Genomic DNA, 19,148 nt, shown 5'->3' on the forward strand with positions numbered 1-19,148 from the left:
GGTGAGCTGGAGGGGACGGTTCGCGTGAGCGAGATACCAGCGAGGGCCGAGGAGCCCACGGAGCCCACGGAGTCCGAGGGCCCGGCGCAGCACGCGCCGCTCGGTGACGCGGTGTGGCAGAGCAGCCCGCCCGGCTCCATCTACGACTACATCAAGGTCGCCTCCTTCTCCATCGGGCCCGACGGGCTCGTCGACCAGTGGAGCCTGCGCGCCGAACAACTGCTCGGCATCCGTGCGGAAGACGCCGTCGGCGCCGACCCCATCGACAGCTTCATCGACCCCGACCTGCGCGAACGCGGTCAGCGCAAGATGACCGAGATCCTCGACGGCCGGGAGTGGACCGGAGTGGTCCCCTTCCGGACGCCGGACGGCGCCACCGGGTCCGGGGACGCGAACGCACCCCGCGGGCAGCGCGGGCTGGCCGAGGTGTACGTCATGCCGACGCGCACCGAGGACGGGCAGAGGGCCGCCGTCTGCATCGTCGTCGACGTCCGCGTCCTGCGCAGCATCGAGACCGACCTCGCCGCCTCGCAGGCCATTTTCGGCCAGTCACCCTTCGGCTTCCTGCTGATCGATCCCGACCTGCGGGTGCGCCGGGCCAACCAGCGCTTCGCCTCGGTCTTCGGCGGCACCCCCGACGACCACCGCGGCAAGGGCGTCCACGACTACCTGCCGCGCGCCGAGGCGGACCGGGTCTCGGCGACCCTGCGCCGGGTCCTGGAGACCGGCGACTCGATCACCGACATGCACGTCACGGGCTTCGTGCCGGGCACGGAGGAACGCCGCCACTGGTCCGTCAACCTCTACCGAGTGCACAGCGGTTCCGGCCGGCCCATCGGCGTCGCCTGGCTCGGCACCGACATCACCGCCCGCCGCCAGGCCGCCCGCGAGGCCGCCGCCGCCCGGCGCAACCTCGCCCTGCTCAACGAGGCCGGCGCCCGCATCGGCAACTCCCTCGACCTGGAGACCACCGCCCGCGAACTCCTCGACGTCGTCGTCCCCGGCTTCTGCGACCTGGCCACCGTCGACCTCTACCAGGGACTGCTGGCCGGCGACGAGACCCCGCCCGGTCTCGCCGACGGCAGCGCGGAACTGCGCCGCGTCGCCTTCTCCAGCGCCGTCTCCGAGGTCCCTTTCCACGGCACCGGCGAGCGGGTCAAGCTCGGCGCCGTCCACCACTACCCGTTCAACTCCCCCTGCGCGGACGCCCTGCGCACCGCCCGGCCGCGCACCGTCCCCGCCGAGGAGGGCGGCCTCGTGCAGTCCACGATCGCCGTGCCGATGGTCGCCCACGACACGGTCGTCGGACTCGTCCAGTTCGCCCGCACCAAGGGCAGCGAGCCGTTCGGCGACCGCGACCGCGACCTCGCCGTGGAACTGGCCGCGCGCGCCGCCGTCTGCATCGACAACGCCCGCCTCTACCGGCGTGAACACGAACGCGCGCTGATCCTGCAGCGCTCACTGCTCCCGCCCGGCGACCCGGAGGCCTCCGGACTCGACATCGCCTGCCGGTACCTGCCCGGCAACGCGGCCACCGGGCGGGCCAGCGAGGTCGGCGGCGACTGGTTCGACGTCATCGAACTCCCCGGACACCGCACCGCGCTGGTCGTCGGCGACGTCATGGGCCGCGGCCTGCGCGCCGCCGTCGCCATGGGCGAACTGCGCACCGCAGTGCGCACCCTGGCCCAGCTCGACCTCGAACCGGCCGAGGTGCTCGGCCAACTGGACGAGATCGCCCGCGGCCTCGGAGCACCGGGAGGCGTCCAGCAGGCCACCCGGGCCGCCCGCCGCCCCCGCGAGGCCGACCTGTCCGAGGTGTACCTGGCGACCTGCGTGTACGCCGTCTACGACGCGGTGACCCGGCGCTGCACCTTCGCCAACGCGGGCCACCTGCCGCCGGTCCTGGTCGAGCCCGGCGAGTCCGCGCTGATGCTGGACGTGCCGCCCGGCCTGCCGCTCGGCGTCGGCGGGGAGCCCTTCGAGGAGGTGGAGGTCGAGCTGCCCGAGGGCGCCCTGCTCGCCCTCTACACCGACGGACTGGTCGAGAGCCGCGACCACCCCCTCGACGAGGGCCTGCGGGCCTTCGTGGGCGCCCTCACCGACCCCGCCCAGCCCCTGGAGGACGTCTGCGACCAGGTTCTCCACACCCTCGACAGTCACCACGGCGAGGACGACATCGCCCTGCTCATGGCCCGCGTCCAGGGCCTGCCCGGCGACTCGGTCGGCGACTGGACCCTGCCGCGCGAACCCCGCAGCGTCGGCCGGGCCCGCGAGTACGCCCGCGCCCAGTTGCTCGCCTGGGACATGGAACCGCTGGTCGACACGACGGAACTGCTCGTCAGCGAACTCGTCACCAACGCGCTGCGCTACGGCGAGGGCGAGATCCGGCTCCGCCTTCTCCTCGACCGCACCCTGGTCTGCGAGGTCTGGGACTCCGGCCTGGTCCAGCCCCGCCGGCGCCGCGCCCGCGACACCGACGAGGGCGGCCGGGGCCTGCAACTGGTCGGCCTGCTCAGCGCCGCCTGGGGCTCACGCCGGACGCCGCACGGCAAGACGGTCTGGTTCGAGCTGCCCCTGCCGGGCGCCGACACCCAGCTCACCGACCCGGCGGAGGCCCTGCTGAGCCTGTTCTGACCCGGCCCGGAGTCGTCCGGTTCCGGGCCCGCCGGGTCCGGCGTACCCGGCCGTACCCGGCCAGCACGAGGGCCGCCCCGGCCGTGACCAGGGGCGGCACCAGATCGGCGGAGACCGTCACCGCACACCCCCGACCGCAACCGGAACACCGGTTCGAGTCGTCCCCGGTGGCAACACGCTCGGAGCGTAGGCGCGAAATCCGGCCACCGCGACCGGGACGGGACGACAGGGAGGGGACACCGTGGCGGACACGGACCGGAAGGACACCGGCCCGGGAGCCGAACCGGAACCTGGCCCGGGATCCGAACCCGAACCGAAGACCGGCCCGGAACCCGGCCCGGAACCCGAACCGAAGACCGGCCCGGAGCCCGAACCCAAGACCGGCCCAGAACCCGGTCCGAAAGCCGGACCGGCAGCCACCGAAGGTGCTCAGCCCCCACCGGTGAGGAAGCGGCTCCGCCGCACCCGCCGCATCGTCCTCGCCGTCCTCATCGTCCTCCTCGTCCCCCTCCTCACCGCCGAGACGGCCCTGCGCGTCAACTACATGGGCGACCCGGCCGACGGCACGCACACCCGCGACCGCGACGCGATCTGGCTCGGCCACGCCTGGGTCGACGGCCGCAAGAAGGACGCGGACCTCACGGCGCTGGCCCGGGAGCTGAGAACCACCGGCATCCGCGACCTGTACGTCCACACCGGCCCGATGGAGCACGACGGCACACTGCCCAAGTCCCGGTACCCCAAGGCCCGCTGGTTGCTGGACGCCGTCCACCGGGAGCTGCCCGGCGTCCGCGTCCAGGCATTCCTCGGCGACGTCCTCGCCACCGAGAGCCCCGACGGCATGCGCCTGGAGCAGGCCGCCACCCGCGCCGCCGTCGTCGACTCCGCCCGCCAGGTCCTGGACACCGGCTACGACGGCGTCCACCTCGACCTGGAACCGCTGCACTCGGGCGACCGTGACTACCTTTCCCTCCTGGACGACGTCCGCACCGTCACCCGTGCCCGCGACGCGCAACTCTCCGTGGCCGCCCACCAGATAGACCCGCTGCCGGGCTTCCACTCCTTCTGGGGCACGGTCGCCGGACACCCCAAGTGGTGGTCCCAGGAGTTCTTCGGCCGGGTCGCCCGCCGCGTCGACCAGATCGCCGTGATGTCGTACGACACCATGCAGCCCCTGGAGAGCCTGTACGGCGGCTACGTCGCCCAGCAGACGTCCCTGGCCCTGGAGGTGACCCCGCCGACGACCCACCTCCTGATGGGCCTGCCCTTCTACCACGAGAACCGTTTCGGCCACTGGAACCAGGCGGAGACCGTCGCCGCCGCCGTCCACGGCGTCCGGCTCGGCCTGTCCCGCACGGACGCCGACCGGGAGCGGTTCGGCGTAGCGGCGTACATCGACTTCGCGGCGACGGAAGAGGACTGGGCCTCCTACCGGGACGGCTGGGTGCGCTAGGCGGTGTCCCTGCCCCTGCGCCCGATCTTCGAGCCCAGCCACACCAGCGGGTCGTACTTGCGGTCGGCGGCCCGCTCCTTCAGCGGGATCAGCGCGTTGTCCGTGATCCGGATGCCCTCGGGGCAGACCTCCGTGCAGCACTTGGTGATGTTGCAGTAGCCGAGCCCGTGGTCGTCCTGGGCGGCGCGCGACCGGTCGAGGCCGGTGTCGGCGGCGGCGTCCAGCGGGTGCATGTCCAGTTCGGCGACGCGCATCAGGAAGCGCGGGCCGGCGAAGGCGGGCTTGTTCTCCTCGTGGTCGCGGACCACGTGGCAGGTGTCCTGGCACAGGAAGCACTCGATGCACTTGCGGAACTCCTGCGAGCGGTCCACGTCCTCCTGCATCATCCGGTACTCGCCCGACCCGAGACCGGCGGGCGGCACGAAGGCCGGGACCTCGCGGGCCTTGGTGTAGTTGAAGCCGACGTCCGTCACCAGGTCCCGGATCACCGGGAAGGCCCGCAGCGGCGTGACCGTGATCGTCTCCTCGCGGGAGAACACCGACATACGGGTCATGCACAGCAGCCGCGGCCGCCCGTTGACCTCCGCCGAGCACGAACCGCACTTGCCCGCCTTGCAGTTCCAGCGCACCGCGAGGTCCGGGGCCTGGGTGGCCTGGAGGCGGTGGACGATGTCGAGGACCACCTCGCCGTCGTTCACCTCGACCGTGAAGTCGTGCAGACCGCCGCCCGCCACGTCACCGCGCCACACCCTGAACCGGGCCTCGTAGCCGCTCATCCGGACAGGCCCTCCAGTTCCTCGTCGGCGAGGTACTTCACCAGCTCCTCCTTCTCGAAGAGGGCGAGCAGGTCGGGCCGGATGGGCTCGGTGGTCTGCCGCTCCAGGGCGATCCGGCCGCGCTCGGGGTCCGCGGTGGCGAGGTCGTCCGCCGGTCCGGCCAGGGAGCAGACCAGGTTGGCCGGGCGCCAGCGCCGGTCCATCGACGGGTGGTCCTCGCGGGTGTGCCCGCCGCGCGACTCGGTGCGCTCCAGCGCGGCCCGTGCCACGCACTCGCTGACCAGCAGCATGTTGCGCAGGTCCAGGGCGAGGTGCCAGCCCGGGTTGAACTGCCGGTGCCCCTCCACCCCGGCCCGGCGGACCCGCACCCGCAGCTCCGCCAGCTTCTCCAGGGCCTGCTTCATTTCCGCCTCGCGGCGGATGATGCCCACCAGGTCGTTCATCGTCTGCTGGAGTTCCTGGTGCAGGGCGTACGGGTTCTCCGGCGGGCCGGCGCCGGGCTCGTGCGCCTCGGCGGAGAAGGGGCGCAACGCCTCCGCGGCGGCGGCGTCGACCTGCGCGTCGCCGACCCGGGGGCGCGTGTCCCCGTCGGTCCGGCCCGCGGCGTACTCGGCCGCGTACCGGCCCGCCCGGCGCCCGAACACCAGCAGGTCGGAGAGCGAGTTGCCGCCCAGCCGGTTGGAGCCGTGCATACCGCCCGCCGCCTCACCTGCCGCGAACAGTCCCGGCACCCCACGGGCGGCGGCGGTGTCCGAGTCGACGGCGATGCCGCCCATCACGTAGTGGCAGGTCGGCCCGACCTCCATCGCCTCCGCCGTGATGTCGACGTCCGCCAGCTCCTTGAACTGGTGGTACATCGAGGGCAGCCGGCGCCGGATCACCTCGGCGGGCATCCGGGTCGACACGTCCAGGAAGACCCCGCCGTGCGGCGAGCCCCGGCCCTCCTTCACCTCGGCGTTGATCGCGCGGGCGACCTCGTCGCGGGGCAGCAGCTCGGGCGGGCGCCGGTGGTGGTCCGGGTCGTCGTACCAGCGGTCGGCCTCCGCCTCCGACTCGGCGTACTTCTCCTTGAAGACGTCCGGGACGTAGTCGAACATGAACCGTCGGCCCTCGGAGTTGCGCAGCACCCCGCCGTCGCCGCGCACCGACTCGGTGACGAGGATGCCCTTCACCGACGGCGGCCAGACCATGCCCGTCGGGTGGAACTGCACGAACTCCATGTTGAGCAGCGGCGCCCCGGCCAGCAGGGCCAGCGCGTGGCCGTCGCCCGTGTACTCCCACGAGTTCGACGTCACCTTGAACGACTTGCCGATGCCGCCCGTGGCGATCACCACCGAGGGCGCCCGCAGGACGAAGAAGCGGCCGCTCTCGCGTTCGTAGCCGAACACCCCCGAGACCCTGCTGCCCTCCTTGAGCACGCGGGTGACCGTGCACTCCTGGAAGACCTTCAGCCGCGACTCGTGGTCCCCGGTCTCGCGGAAGTCCTCCTGCTGGAGCGAGACGATCTTCTGCTGGAGGGTGCGGATCAGCTCCAGGCCGGTGCGGTCGCCGACGTGGGCGAGGCGCGGGTACTCGTGGCCGCCGAAGTTGCGCTGCGAGATCCGGCCGTCCCGGGTACGGTCGAACAGCGCGCCCCACGTCTCCAGTTCCCACACCCGCTGCGGGGCCTCCTGGGCGTGCAGCTCGGCCATCCGCCACTGGTTGAGGAACTTGCCGCCGCGCATGGTGTCGCGGAAGTGGACCTGCCAGTTGTCGCCGGAGTTGACGTTGCCCATGGACGCGGCGATGCCGCCCTCGGCCATCACGGTGTGCGCCTTGCCGAACAGCGACTTGCAGATCACGGCCGTACGGGCGCCCCGCTCACGGGCCTCGACGGCGGCGCGCAGTCCGGCGCCGCCCGCGCCCACCACGACGACGTCCCATTCCTGCCGGTCGGCCACGGACATCAGAACAACCTCGGATCGTCGAAGACACCGGACGCGACCAGATACACGTAGAAGTCGGCGAGCGCCACGCTCACCAGCGACGCCCAGGCGAGCTGCATGTGCCGGGCGTTGAGCCGCCCCGCCCACTGCCACAGCCGGTAGCGCACGGGATGCCGGGAGAAGTGCCGGAGCTTGCCGCCCACGATGTGCCGGCAGGAGTGGCAGGAGAGGGTGTACGCCCAGATCAGCGCGATGTTGGCCAGGAACACCAGGGTGCCCAGGCCCATGTGGCCCCACGCGTAGTGCTCGTCGCGGAAGGCGAGCACGGTGTCGTAGGTGAGGATGCCCGCGACCAGGAGCGCCGCGTAGAAGAAGTACCGGTGGACGTTCTGCAGGATCAGCGGGAAACGGGTCTCGCCGGTGTACTTCTTGTGCGGCTCCGCCACCGCGCAGGCCGGCGGTGAGGCCCAGAAGCCCCGGTAGTAGGCCTTGCGGTAGTAGTAGCAGGTCAGGCGGAAGCCCAGCGGGAAGACCAGGATGAGGATCGCGGGGGAGAGGCCCCACCAGGCGCCGAACAGGCCCCAGTTGGGCCCCGAGCGCATCGGCTCGCAGCTCTCCGCCAGACAGGGGGAGTAGAAGGGCGAGACGTAGGGGGCCGCGTAGTAGTCGGCGCCCGCGAAGGCCCGCCAGGTCGAGTAGACGACGAAGGCCAGCAGGCCTGCCGCGGTGGCGGCCGGCGCCAGCCACCAGCGGTCGGTGCGCAGGTGCCGGGCGCGGATGGCGGCGCGCGTCGGGGTGTGGACGCCGCCGCCCCGGGGACGGTCGTCGGTGGCTGGCGGTTCGGTACCAGTGGCCACTGGGCGGCTCCGGTCGGTCGGGTCGGGTGGAGGGCCTTCTCTCGTCCCGGAGCAGGCCCTAGGGGGCGCGGCGGTCGCTGGCGCCGAGCCCCTCGTCGTCCGAGTCCGTCCACAGCGAGCCGTCGTACGGCGTGTCGGGGATCGACACGAGTTCCGGACGCTTGGGCGCGTCCGGCGCGGCGACCCCGGCCCGCAGCAGCGCGAGGCTCTCGCGCAGGTGGTCGGCGTCGGTGCGGACCCGGCGTACGTCCAGGCCGCCGCCCAGCCGCCGTTCCAGCCGGGTCACCGTCCGGGACAACTCGTCGAGGCTGCGCTGCACGGATGACAGATCGTCGTGCACGGACAAGACGTGACCTCACTTCTGTCGGACACGGCGGCGCGGCCGCCGGGCCTGGCTCGGGGGCAACGCTCCAGCGCCTGAGAGTGTCGCGCGTCACACCGGTCGCTGGGAAGGGGACGTGCAGGGATTGGCCGGGGCACGCCGGTGCGCCGCGGTGCGGGTGGCGTTGGGCCGCGCGGGTGAGCTTGCGCACCGCCGTCGCCGTGTCTCCCGGTGTCGCGGAAGTGTTTCCCCTTCAGTGGCCGCATCCCCGTCCGGATACAAATGATCAACTTGAATACCGCAAATCCGGCAAACGCGGCCTTCCGGAGGTAGCAGAGATGTCCCACGTCGGCGTCGGCCCGCGCGCGGTCGCGCGTTCGGCCGCCTTCCTCACCGCGGGCGCCCTCGCGGTCCCCGCGCTGGCCGGCTGCACCTCCGAGGCCCCGCCCAGCAAGCCGCTCGCCGCGCAGGACGTCGCCCCCGCGGCCCGTGCCTCCGTCGCCGACGGCGGCACCCTGCGCTGGGCCGTGGACTCCGTACCGGACACCCTGAACACCTTCCAGTCCGACGCCGACGCCACCACGAACCGCGTCGCCCAGGCCGTACTGCCCTCGATGTACCGGATGGACGAGAAGGGCAGCCCGGCGCGCAACCCCGACTACCTGGAGTCGGCCAAGGTCGTCGACACCGAGCCCAAACAGGTCGTCGTCTACAAGCTGAACCAGCAGGCCGTCTGGAGCGACGGCCGGGAGATCGGCGCCGCGGACTTCGCCGCCCAGTGGCGGGCGCTGTCCGGCAAGGACAGTGCCTACTGGACCGCCCGCAACGCCGGATACGACCGGATCGAGAAGATCGAGCGCGGCGCCAACGACCTCGAGGTCAAGGTCACCTTCAGCCGGCCCTACGCCGACTGGAAGGCCCTGTTCTCGCCCCTGTACCCGAAGGACGTCATGGGCACCCCCGACGCCTTCAACGACGGCGCGCGGCGCTCCCTCAAGGTCACCGCGGGCCCCTTTGCGGTCAAGAAGGTCGACGCCGGGGCCGACCAGGTCGTCCTCACCGGCAACCCCCGCTGGTGGGGCAGCCCGGCGAAGCTGGAGAAGATCGTGCTGCGCGCCGTGCCCCGCGACCAGCGGGTCTCCGAACTGGCCGCCGGCAAGCTCGACCTCGCGGAGATCGACCCGGAGACCGCCGACGAGGTCACCCTGGCCGCCGCGCCCCGGGACCCGGCCACCGGCACGCCGCTCATGGGCCCGCAGGGCTCCCCGGCCGCCGGCGCGCAGGGCAGGTCCGCCGCCGAGGCGTTGCGCTCCTGGGCCGTGGCCAACGGCTCCGACGAGGAGGCCGCCGAGGAGGAGGTGCTCGCCCGCGAGGAGCGGAGTGAGGCCGAGGCGAAGGCCCGGCGCCGACAGCAGGCGCTGAGCGGGTACGAGGTCCGCAAGTCGCTGGAGCCCGCCTACACCCAGCTCGCCCTCAACGGCTCCGAGGGCCCCCTCGCCGACGAGCGGGTCCGCAGGGCCGTCGCCCGCGCCCTGGACCGCCAGAAGCTGGCCAGAACGGTGCTGAAGCCGCTCGGCCTGCCCGCCGAGCCCGTGGGCAGTCACCTCGCCCTGTCCGGCCAGCCCGCCTACGCCGACGGCAGCGGCGCGCTCGGCGAACCGAACGCCAAGGAGGCCCGGGCCCTGCTTGCGGACGCCGGGTGGGAGCCGGGCGGCCCGGTGAAGAAGAAGGGCGAGGCGGAGAAGGCAGCCGGGGCCGAGAAGGACGCGGAGAAGGCGGAGGGCAAGGACCAGGAGCAGGACAAGGACAAGGAGAAGTCCGAGGGCGACGACGACGGCACGTACATCGTCGGCGAGGACAACAAGAGCGGCGGCGACGACAAGAGCGGCGGCGACAAGACCGCCGACGGCAAGAACAAGGGCGAGGGCGAGGGCGACGGCGGCACCGACCAGGAGAGCGGCGAGAAGCACAGCAGCGGCAAGAACACCGCGCAGGGCGGCGCGCCCGGCGCCTACGCCCCCAAGGGCACCGCGGCCCCGGCCGGCTCCGTGGCGGCCCCGCTCGCCAAGGACGGCAAGGCGCTCACCCTGCGCTTCGTGCTTCCCTCCGGCCCCGGCTCCGAGACCCTGCGCACCGTGGCCGACGGCATCACGGGCATGCTGAAGAAGATCGGCATCGGCACCAGGATCAGCAAGGTGTCCGACGAGAGCTACTTCAAGGACCACATCGCCGCCGGCGAGTACGACCTGGCGCTCTACTCCTGGCCCGCCTCCGCCTTCCCGGCCACCGACGCCCGACCCATCTACGCCAAGCCCGTCCCGGCCGCCGACGGTTCCCTGAACGTCGCCCAGAACTACACCCGGGTCGGCACCGACCAGGTCGACCAGCTCTTCGACCGGGCCATGACCACCCTGGACCAGAAGGAGGCGCGGGACCTGCTGCGCAAGGCCGACTCGCGGATCTGGGCGGCGGCCGGCTCCATCCCGCTCTACCAGCGCCCCCAGCTCATGGTGGCCCGCAAGAACCTCGCCAACGCGGGCGCCTTCGGCTTCCGCACGCCGGTCTACGAGGACATGGGCTTCCTCAAGAAGGGCGCCCAGGGCTCCCGGCCCTCGGCCCCGGCGGCCTCCCGGTCCGCTTCCTCGCCCGCCTCCTGACCCTCCCGGCAAGCCGCAGCCCCCGGAGCCCCGTACCATTGGGTGAGGCCGTGGCATGTACCGCCCGGCAGGCCCGAGTGACACGGACGTCCGCGAGGGTCGTCATCACACCCTCCGGGAGTACGCCTCATATGACCGCGTCCACCACGCGTCACGACATCCGCAACGTCGCCATCGTTGCCCACGTCGACCACGGCAAGACCACGATCGTCGACGGAATGCTCAAGCAGGCCGGCGCCTTCGCCGCGCACCAGCTCGACTCCGTCGACGACCGCATGATGGACTCGAACGACCTGGAGCGTGAGAAGGGCATCACGATCCTCGCCAAGAACACCGCGGTGAAGTACCACCCGAAGGACGGCGGGGACCCGATCACGATCAACATCATCGACACCCCCGGCCACGCCGACTTCGGCGGCGAGGTCGAGCGCGGTCTGTCGATGGTCGACGGCGTCGTGCTGCTCGTGGACGCCTCCGAGGGCCCGCTGCCGCAGACCCGGTTCGTGCTGCGCAAGGCGCTCCAGCAGCGGCTGCCGATCATCCTCTGCATCAACAAGACGGACCGTCCCGACGCCCGGATCGACGAGGTCGTCAACGAGACGTACGACCTCTTCCTCGACCTGGACGCCGACGAGGAGCAGATCGAGTTCCCGATCGTCTACGCCTGCGGCCGCGACGGCGTCGCCTCCCTCACCAAGCCCGAGGACGGCACGGTCCCGGCCGACTCCACCAACCTGGAGCCCTTCTTCTCCACGATCCTGGACTACATCCCGGCGCCGACCTACGACGCCGAGGCCCCGCTCCAGGCCCACGTGACCAACCTGGACGCCGACAACTTCCTCGGCCGCATCGCGCTGCTGCGCGTGCACCAGGGCGAGCTGAAGAAGGGCCAGACCGTCGCCTGGATGAAGCGCGACGGCTCCGTGCAGAACGTGCGGATCTCCGAACTGATGATGACCGAGGCGCTCACCCGCAAGCCCGCCGAGAAGGCCGGCCCCGGTGACATCTGCGCGGTCGCCGGCATCCCCGACATCATGATCGGCGAGACCCTGGCCGACCAGGAGAACCCGGTCCCGCTGCCGCTGATCACGGTGGACGAGCCCGCGATCTCCATGACCATCGGCACCAACACCTCCCCGCTGGTCGGCCGCGGCGCCACCGGAAAGGGCGCCGACAACAAGGCGGCCGTCAAGGACCGCAAGGTCACCGCCCGCCAGGTCAAGGACCGCCTCGACCGCGAGCTGATCGGCAACGTCTCGCTCCGCGTCCTGGACACCGACCGCCCCGACGCCTGGGAGGTGCAGGGCCGCGGCGAGCTGGCGCTGGCCATCCTGGTCGAGCAGATGCGCCGCGAGGGCTACGAGCTCACCGTCGGCAAGCCGCAGGTCGTCACCAAGGAGGTCGAGGGCAAGACGTACGAGCCCGTCGAGCGCATGACGATCGACGTGCCCGAGGAGCACATGGGCGCGGTCACGCAGCTCATGGGCGTCCGCAAGGGCCGGATGGACAACATGTCCAACCACGGCTCGGGCTGGGTCCGCATGGAGTTCGTGGTCCCCTCCCGCGGCCTGATCGGATTCCGGACGGAGTTCCTCACCCAGACCCGCGGCACCGGCATCGCCCACTCCATCCACGAGGGCCACGAGCCCTGGTTCGGCAACCTGACGACCCGCAACAACGGCTCGCTGGTCGCCGACCGCTCCGGCGCCGTCACGGCGTTCGCGATGACGAACCTCCAGGAGCGCGGCGTGCTCTTCACGGAGCCCGGCACCGAGGTGTACGAGGGCATGATCGTCGGCGAGAACTCCCGCGCCGACGACATGGACGTCAACATCACCAAGGAGAAGAAGCTCACCAACATGCGGTCGTCCACGGCCGACGTGACCGAGTCGATCGTGCCGCCGCGCAAGCTCTCGCTGGAGCAGTCCCTGGAGTTCTGCCGCGACGACGAGTGCGTCGAGGTGACCCCGGAGGCCGTTCGCATCCGCAAGGTGAACCTGGACGCCCGCGAGCGCGCCCGCGCCGCGAGCCGCGCCAAGCACGGCTGATCCGCCTGCCGCCGCGGCGGCAGGCAGCGGAGCCCGGGTGCCCCCATCATGGGGGCGCCCGGGCTTTTTTCAACCGGTTTTCCGAGCGCCGGCCGTGCCCTGGTGACCGTCCGGGCACCCCCTTGTGTCCGAAACGCGGAGATCGGCGCCCGATAGCCATGTAACACGTCCGTTTCGCGGTCTTCTCGTCCCGATCGGTTTGTCCAGATTTTGGAAGATCTACCCCGCAGCTGTGACTGAATTGAGATTTAAAGACGGTGGTCGGTTCTTCTGCTCATGGCAGATAGTTAGCCGCGTAACGCTCGGGTCAATGGGTCAAGCGCTGTGGGGACAGTGCCCGACTCACGAGCACCAGGGGGTGACTGAGCTTCCGTCAGGGGTGTCGGAAGCCAGATGACCGCCCCCTCCTGTCGGTGAACACGTGGAGTCATGAGGAGGAACCCATGCGCGGTGTCACGAACACCAGATGGGTCACACGGTCCGTCGCCCGCAACTGCGCCCCGTCGGACGGCGATCGACTCTGAGGAGCGGGCCGGCCGTTGACGTCCGGGCTTCCGGCTACGCGCGTCCGGCTGCGGGTTTCCGGTGTCTTCCGGAACGTCCCGACGCTTCTTCATGATCCGTACCGCGATGGCGCACACCCTGCGCCGGTCGGCGGTTCGGCACACCCACACCTGTGAAATGGGCGAATTGTGACAAGTCCTATCGGCATTGAGGACGGCGGAACGGCGGCCGTCACCGACGGTGCTCCCGAGCCCGCCAAGACGGAAGAGGCGAAGAGCCACGAGGGCCGCTCACCCGGCCAGTTGATGTGGCTGCGGTTCAAGCGCGACCGCACCGGGGTCGTCTCCGCCTGTGTCGTGCTCTTCTTCTTCGTCGTCTCCGCCCTGGCCCCGCTCATCGCGAAGGTGTACGGGAAGAATCCCTACACGCTGTACGCCCAGGAGCCCGACTACCCCTTCCTCCTGGACGACTTCGCCATGCCCAGCGGCTCCTTCGGGGGCATGTCGGGAGACTTCTGGTTCGGGGTGGAACCCAAGCTGGGCCGCGACGTGTTCACCATGCTGCTGTACGGCATGCGGACCTCCCTGTACATGGCCGTGATCGTCACCTCGCTCTGCGTCCTCACCGGCGTGATCATCGGAATGGTCAGCGGATTCTTCGGCGGCCGTGTCGACTACTGGCTGGGCCGGGTCACCGACTTCTTCCTGGCCTTCCCTCAGCAGCTCTTCTTCATCGCCTTCATGCCCGTCGTGACCGCGATGTTCGTCTCCCCGCAGGACGAGACCCCCACCTACCTCCGGGCCGTGGCCATCACGCTGGTGATGTGGTTCCTCGGCTGGATGGGGCTGGCCCGCCTCGTGCGCGGATCCGTACTGACGCTGCGCGAACGGGAGTTCGTGGAGGCGGCCAAGGTGTCCGGGGCCTCTCCCTGGCGCATCGTGCGCAAGGAGATCCTGCCCAACATCGTCACACCGATCCTGGTGCAGGCCACCTACATCCTCCCGAGCACCATCCTGTCCATCGCCTTCCTGTCGTACATCGGCGTGGGCTTCGTCGAACCGACCCCGGACTGGGGCCGCATGTTCGCCATCGGTGCCGACGTGTACGAGCAGGACCCGATGTTCATGTTCTTCCCCGGAGTGGCGCTGGTCGTCTTCGTCCTCTCCTTCAACCTTCTCGGCGACTCCGTCCGGGACGCATTCGACCCCAAGACCGGACGGTAACCGTCCATTGGTGGGTGGGGGAGCTGCCACCCCCGTGCCGGACTTCCGGCCGTCAGGCAGCACTCGTGGACAACTATCGACAGGCAGGTGGACCGGCATCATGAAGCCCATCAGAACCCGCACCACGCGCACCACGCGCGCCATAGCCGTGGCCATCGTGGCCGGCACGCTGGTGCTGACCGGCTGCTCCGGCGACAACGACGGCGACAAGGGCAAGAGCGACGCCAAGACCCAGAAGGACGCCGCCAAGCAGCAGGACCCGGTGGCCTACGGCGACGCCGCGGCGTCCAACGGCCCGGCCGAGGAGGTCGCCGGCGCGAAGTCCGGCGGGTTCATCAACGTCTACATGCAGTCTGACCTGACCCACATGGACCCGGGTCAGATCTACGTGAGCGACGCGGGCCAGTTCGCCAACCTGATCCACCGCGGTCTGACGAACTTCGAGGAGGACGAGAAGGGCAACCTGACCGTCGTCGGCGACATCGCCACCGACTCCGGCCAGTCCTCCGACGGCGGCAAGACCTGGACGTACAAGCTCAAGGACAACATCAAGGACGACCAGGGCAACGCCATCACCTCGGCGGACGTCCGGCACAGCATCGAGCGCCTGTACTCGAAGGTGATCTTCGACGGGCCGACCTACGTCCAGTCCTGGCTCTCGGGCAACGACTACCGCAAGGCGCTGCCGGACGGCCCGTACAAGGGCAAGCACCTGCCGGACTCGGTGCTGGAGACGCCGGACGACAAGACGGTCGTCTTCCACTTCGACCAGCCGCGCCCGGACCTCCCGCAGGCCCTCGCGATGGCCGGCTACTCCATCGTGCCCGAGAAGCGGGACACGAAGGAGAAGTACGACGACGCCCCCGCGGCCCTCGGCCCCTACAAGATCGCCGAGTACAAGCCCGGCAAGTCGATGAAGCTGGTCAAGAACGACCAGTGGGACGCCAAGACCGACCCGGTGCGTCACCAGTACGTCGACGGATACAACTTCACCGCCACCATCGACCAGGCCAGCCAGACCAAGCGGCTGATCGCCGACCAGGGCGAGGCGAAGAACGCCATCCAGTTCACGGACCCGGTCGACTCGGCCCAGATGTCGACGGTCATCGGCGACCCGGCGACGAAGAAGCGCACCATCGCGGGCTACCAGGTCTACGTCTGGCAGTTGAGCTTCAACCTCGACCGCCTCAAGGACAAGAAGGTCCGCGACGCGATCACCTACGCGATCCCGAACCAGTCCATGGTCCAGGCGGACGGCGGCCGTTACGGCGGCGAGGTGGCCGGCGGCCTGCTGGCGCCCACCCTGCCCAACTTCGACCCGAAGTACGACCCGTTCGGCAAGCTGAAGAAGCCCAACGGCGACCCGGAGAAGGCCAAGCAGCTACTGAAGGAGGCGGGGGTCAAGGAGGGCACCAAGCTCACCTACGCCTACTCCAACACCCCCCGCGGCCAGGCCCAGATGGTCATCATCAAGGACGCCCTCGCGAAGGTCGGCTTCAGCGTCCAGGCCAAGGAGATCGACCGGGCCAGCTTCTACGAGCAGGTCGGCAAGCTGAACAACCCCTACGACCTCTACATGACCGGCTGGGGCCAGGACTGGCCCAGCGCCTCCACGGTCATCACCCCGGTCTACGACGGTGAACTGGTCGCCGACGGCGGGTCCAACTACTCGCACATCAACGACCCCGAGGTCAACTCCCTGATCAAGAAGGCCCTGACGCAGGAGCCCGAGGAGGCGGCCAAGACCTGGGAGCAGGCCCACCACCGCATCGTGGAGGAGATCAACCCGGCGGCCCCGGTCTACTACTCGAAGCAGATCCAGCTCTTCGGATCGAACATCGGCGGCGCCCGGTACAGCAACGAGTCGAGCTACATCGACATCAACGACCTGTACCTGAAGCAGCCGTAGCCCGCCGGCCCGGCTGACCGTGGGGGTGCCCGCCCGTCGGGGCGCACCCCCACGGGGGTCGGCTCCACCCGCCGCCGCGTTCCCGAAGAGAGCATCCACCTGCCATGCTTCAGTTCCTCGTTCGCAGGTTGATCGGCGCATGCGTGATCATCTTCCTGATCGGCGCCTTCACCTTCTTCCTGTTCTACACGATCCCCCAGGACTTCGCCGAGCTGTCCTGCGGCAGAAACTGCACCCCACAGAACATCGCGGTGATCCGCGAGAACCTCGGCCTCGACAAGCCCATCACCTCCCAGTTCTGGGAGTTCATGGGGGGCATCGTGAACGGCCGGGACTTCAGCCAGGGCCACTGCTCCGCTCCGTGCCTGGGGGTGTCCTTCGACACCGGAGAGTTCGTCTGGGACTCGATCATGGACCGGTTCCCGCTCACGCTCTCCCTGACGCTCGGCGGACTGGTCATCTTCCTGTTCCTGGGCCTCGGCTCGGGTCTGCTGGCCGCCTGGAAGCGCGGCACCGTCGTGGACAAGGCCGTCAGCGGTGCCTCGATCGTCCTCAGCTCGTTCCAGATCTACTTCCTCGGCCCGATCGTCCTCGGCATCTTCGTGTACCAGTCGGGGATCATGGACAACCCGAAGTACGAGCCGTTCACGGAGAACCCGGTCGCCTGGATGGTCGGTCTGCTCATCCCCTGGTGCGTGATGGCCACCATCTTCACCGCGCAGTACACCCGTATGGCGCGCTCGACCATGATCGAACAGCTTCAGGAGGAGCACGTCCGCACCGCACGGGCCAAGGGCATGAAGCAGCGCTACGTCTTCTTCCGCTACGCCTGGCGGGGATCGCTGATCCCGATCGTCACTATTCTCGGCGTGGACCTCAGCGCGCTGCTGTCCGGGGCCGTGGTCACGGAGTTCACCTTCGACCTCGCCGGCATCGGCCGGCTCGCGGTCGACTCGTCGCTGACCAAGGACCTGCCGGTGACGATGGGCGTCATGCTGTTCGGAGCCTTCTTCATCCTGCTCCTGAACATCGTCGTGGACCTCGCCTACGCCTACATCGACCCGCGTGTGCGGCTCAGCTAGGAGAACTCCGTGAGTACATCGACCAAGACCGAAGGCGAGACGGCCCCCACCGGGCCGGAATCCTTCTTCTCGGTCCGCGACCTGCGGGTGCGGTTCTCCACCGAGGACGGCATCGTCAAGGCGGTCGACGGGCTGTCCTTCGACGTGGAGCGCGGCCGGACCCTCGGCATCGTGGGGGAGTCGGGTTCCGGCAAGTCCGTCACGAACCTCACCGTGCTCGGCCTGCACAACCCCAAGACGACCACCGTCGACGGCGAGATCGTCCTCGACGGCAAGGAACTGGTCACGGCGACCGAGAAGGAGCTGGAGAAGCTCCGCGGCAACAAGGTCGCCATGATCTTCCAGGACCCCCTGACCGCGCTGTCGCCGTACTACACGGTGGGCCGGCAGATCGCCGAGCCGTACATGAAGCACACCGGTGCCTCCAAGAAGGAGGCGCGGGCGCGGGCGATCGAGATGCTGACCAAGGTCGGCATCCCGCAGCCGAAGTCCCGCGTGGACGACTACCCGCACCAGTTCTCCGGCGGTATGCGCCAGCGCGCGATGATCGCCATGGCCCTGGTCTGCGACCCCGACCTCCTGATCGCCGACGAGCCGACCACCGCGCTCGACGTGACCGTCCAGGCGCAGATCCTCGATCTGCTCAAGGACCTCCAGCAGGAGTTCGGCTCGGCCATCGTCTTCATCACCCACGACCTCGGCGTCATCTCCGACATGGCCGACGACCTGCTCGTCATGTACGCGGGGCGGGCGGTGGAGCGCGGCAGCGCCGCCGAGGTGCTGCGCAGCCCGCGGCACCCCTACACCTGGGGCCTGCTCAGCTCGATGCCGCGTCTCGGCGGCAGCCTGGACCAGCCGCTCAGCCCGATCCCGGGCTCGCCGCCCAGCATGCTCAACCCGCCGTCCGGCTGCCCCTTCCACCCGCGCTGCGCGTTCTCGGGGGAGGTGGGCGGCGACCGGTGTGCGACCGAGCGTCCGTCGCTCGGCGAGGGACGCGCCGCGGCCTGCCACCTGACGGCGGAGCAGAAGCAGTCCATCTTCATCGACAAGATCCAGCCCCGGCTGCGCTAGGGAGAAGACCGAGACATGAGCGACGAAGTCACCCTTCCCGCGCAGCAGGGCCCCGCCCCCGCGTCGTCCGAGGTGCTGCTGAAGGTCCAGGGCCTGACCAAGCACTTCCCCGTCTACGGGGGCTTCCCGATCAAACGCAAGGTCGGCGCCGTGCAGGCCGTGGACGACGTCGACCTGACCGTCGGCGCGGGGGAGAGCGTCGGCCTGGTGGGCGAGTCGGGCTGCGGCAAGTCCACCACGGGCCGGCTGATCACCCGGCTCCTGGAGCCGACCGGCGGGAAGATCGAGTACGCGGGCCGGGACATCACCCACGCCTCGCGCAGGCAGTTGGCGCCCGTCCGCTCCGAGATCCAGATGATCTTCCAGGACCCGTACTCCTCGCTGAACCCGCGGCAGACGGTCGGCACGATCATCAAGTCGCCCATGGAGGTCAACGGCATCGACCCCAAGGGCGGCCGGGACAAGAGGGTGCGCGAACTGCTCGAACTCGTGGGTCTCAACCCCGAGCACTTCAACCGCTTCCCGCACGAGTTCTCCGGCGGCCAGCGCCAGCGCATCGGCGTGGCCCGCGCCCTGGCCCTCAACCCCAAGCTGATCGTGGCCGACGAGCCGGTCTCCGCGCTCGACGTCTCGATCCAGGCGCAGGTGGTGAACCTGCTGCAGAAGGTGCAGCAGGAACTGGGCATC

Annotated in this window: 13 protein-coding genes; 9 read left to right on the forward strand and 4 right to left on the reverse strand. The window is 70.2% G+C overall.

Features of this window, described 5'->3' with window-relative positions:
- The first annotated feature begins 24 nt into the window (after nt 1-24).
- On the forward strand, nt 25-2,634 hold the full coding sequence (locus tag IG88_RS0130910; protein WP_031048415.1) for a SpoIIE family protein phosphatase: 2,610 nt from the start codon (nt 25-27) through the stop codon (nt 2,632-2,634).
- Between the two features lie 442 nt (nt 2,635-3,076).
- Complete coding sequence (locus tag IG88_RS0130915) at nt 3,077-4,087, forward strand: glycoside hydrolase family 18 protein (RefSeq protein WP_420712109.1); 1,011 nt, start codon at nt 3,077-3,079, stop codon at nt 4,085-4,087.
- On the opposite strand, the gene IG88_RS0130920 is transcribed toward IG88_RS0130915, so the two are convergent.
- Genes IG88_RS0130920 through IG88_RS0130935 form a run of 4 tightly spaced genes read right to left on the reverse strand, consistent with a single transcriptional unit; the run spans nt 4,084 to nt 7,991 of the window.
- Entirely contained in the window at nt 4,084-4,863 is a 780-nt protein-coding gene (locus IG88_RS0130920; RefSeq protein ID WP_031048421.1) for a succinate dehydrogenase/fumarate reductase iron-sulfur subunit, read from the reverse strand. The two genes, IG88_RS0130915 and IG88_RS0130920, sit on opposite strands and share 4 nt — an antisense overlap.
- The gene (locus IG88_RS0130925; protein ID WP_031048423.1) at nt 4,860-6,809 is read right to left on the reverse strand and encodes a fumarate reductase/succinate dehydrogenase flavoprotein subunit; all 1,950 of its coding nucleotides are present in this window, start codon (nt 6,807-6,809) and stop codon (nt 4,860-4,862) included. Before IG88_RS0130925 ends, IG88_RS0130920 begins: the two co-directional genes overlap by 4 nt.
- Nucleotides 6,809-7,645 carry a hypothetical protein gene (locus IG88_RS0130930; RefSeq protein WP_031048425.1) on the reverse strand — a complete coding sequence of 279 codons (837 nt, stop codon included), beginning with the start codon at nt 7,643-7,645 and terminating at the stop codon, nt 6,809-6,811. Before IG88_RS0130930 ends, IG88_RS0130925 begins: the two co-directional genes overlap by 1 nt.
- A gap of 58 nt (nt 7,646-7,703) precedes the next feature.
- Nucleotides 7,704-7,991: a hypothetical protein gene (locus IG88_RS0130935; protein ID WP_031048426.1), complete on the reverse strand. Its 288-nt coding sequence runs from the start codon at nt 7,989-7,991 to the stop codon at nt 7,704-7,706.
- Between the two features lie 314 nt (nt 7,992-8,305).
- On the opposite strand from IG88_RS0130935, the gene IG88_RS0130940 reads away from it, so the two are divergent.
- The 7 genes from IG88_RS0130940 to IG88_RS0130970 all read left to right on the forward strand — a co-directional run.
- On the forward strand, nt 8,306-10,624 hold the full coding sequence (locus IG88_RS0130940; protein ID WP_031048428.1) for an ABC transporter family substrate-binding protein: 2,319 nt from the start codon (nt 8,306-8,308) through the stop codon (nt 10,622-10,624).
- Between the two features lie 131 nt (nt 10,625-10,755).
- Entirely contained in the window at nt 10,756-12,672 is a 1,917-nt protein-coding gene (gene typA / locus IG88_RS0130945) for a translational GTPase TypA (protein ID WP_031048430.1), read from the forward strand.
- A 692-nt stretch (nt 12,673-13,364) separates the two neighbouring features.
- On the forward strand, nt 13,365-14,399 hold the full coding sequence (locus IG88_RS0130950) for an ABC transporter permease (RefSeq protein ID WP_031048432.1): 1,035 nt from the start codon (nt 13,365-13,367) through the stop codon (nt 14,397-14,399).
- A gap of 100 nt (nt 14,400-14,499) precedes the next feature.
- Nucleotides 14,500-16,308, forward strand: coding sequence for an ABC transporter substrate-binding protein (locus IG88_RS0130955; RefSeq protein ID WP_031048434.1), 1,809 nt, complete (start codon nt 14,500-14,502; stop codon nt 16,306-16,308).
- 104 nt (nt 16,309-16,412) lie between these two features.
- A complete protein-coding gene (locus IG88_RS0130960; RefSeq protein ID WP_031048435.1) occupies nt 16,413-17,390 on the forward strand; it encodes an ABC transporter permease in 978 nt (325 codons plus the stop codon).
- Between the two features lie 9 nt (nt 17,391-17,399).
- The gene (locus tag IG88_RS0130965) at nt 17,400-18,461 is read left to right on the forward strand and encodes an ABC transporter ATP-binding protein (protein ID WP_031048438.1); all 1,062 of its coding nucleotides are present in this window, start codon (nt 17,400-17,402) and stop codon (nt 18,459-18,461) included.
- 15 nt (nt 18,462-18,476) lie between these two features.
- Nucleotides 18,477-19,148 (forward strand): ATP-binding cassette domain-containing protein (locus IG88_RS0130970; RefSeq protein WP_031048442.1); only part of this gene is annotated, 672 nt, incomplete at its 3' end.

Source organism: Streptomyces sp. NRRL F-5650, assembly GCF_000721365.1.
GTDB classification, from domain to species: Bacteria; Actinomycetota; Actinomycetes; order Streptomycetales; family Streptomycetaceae; genus Streptomyces; species Streptomyces ardesiacus.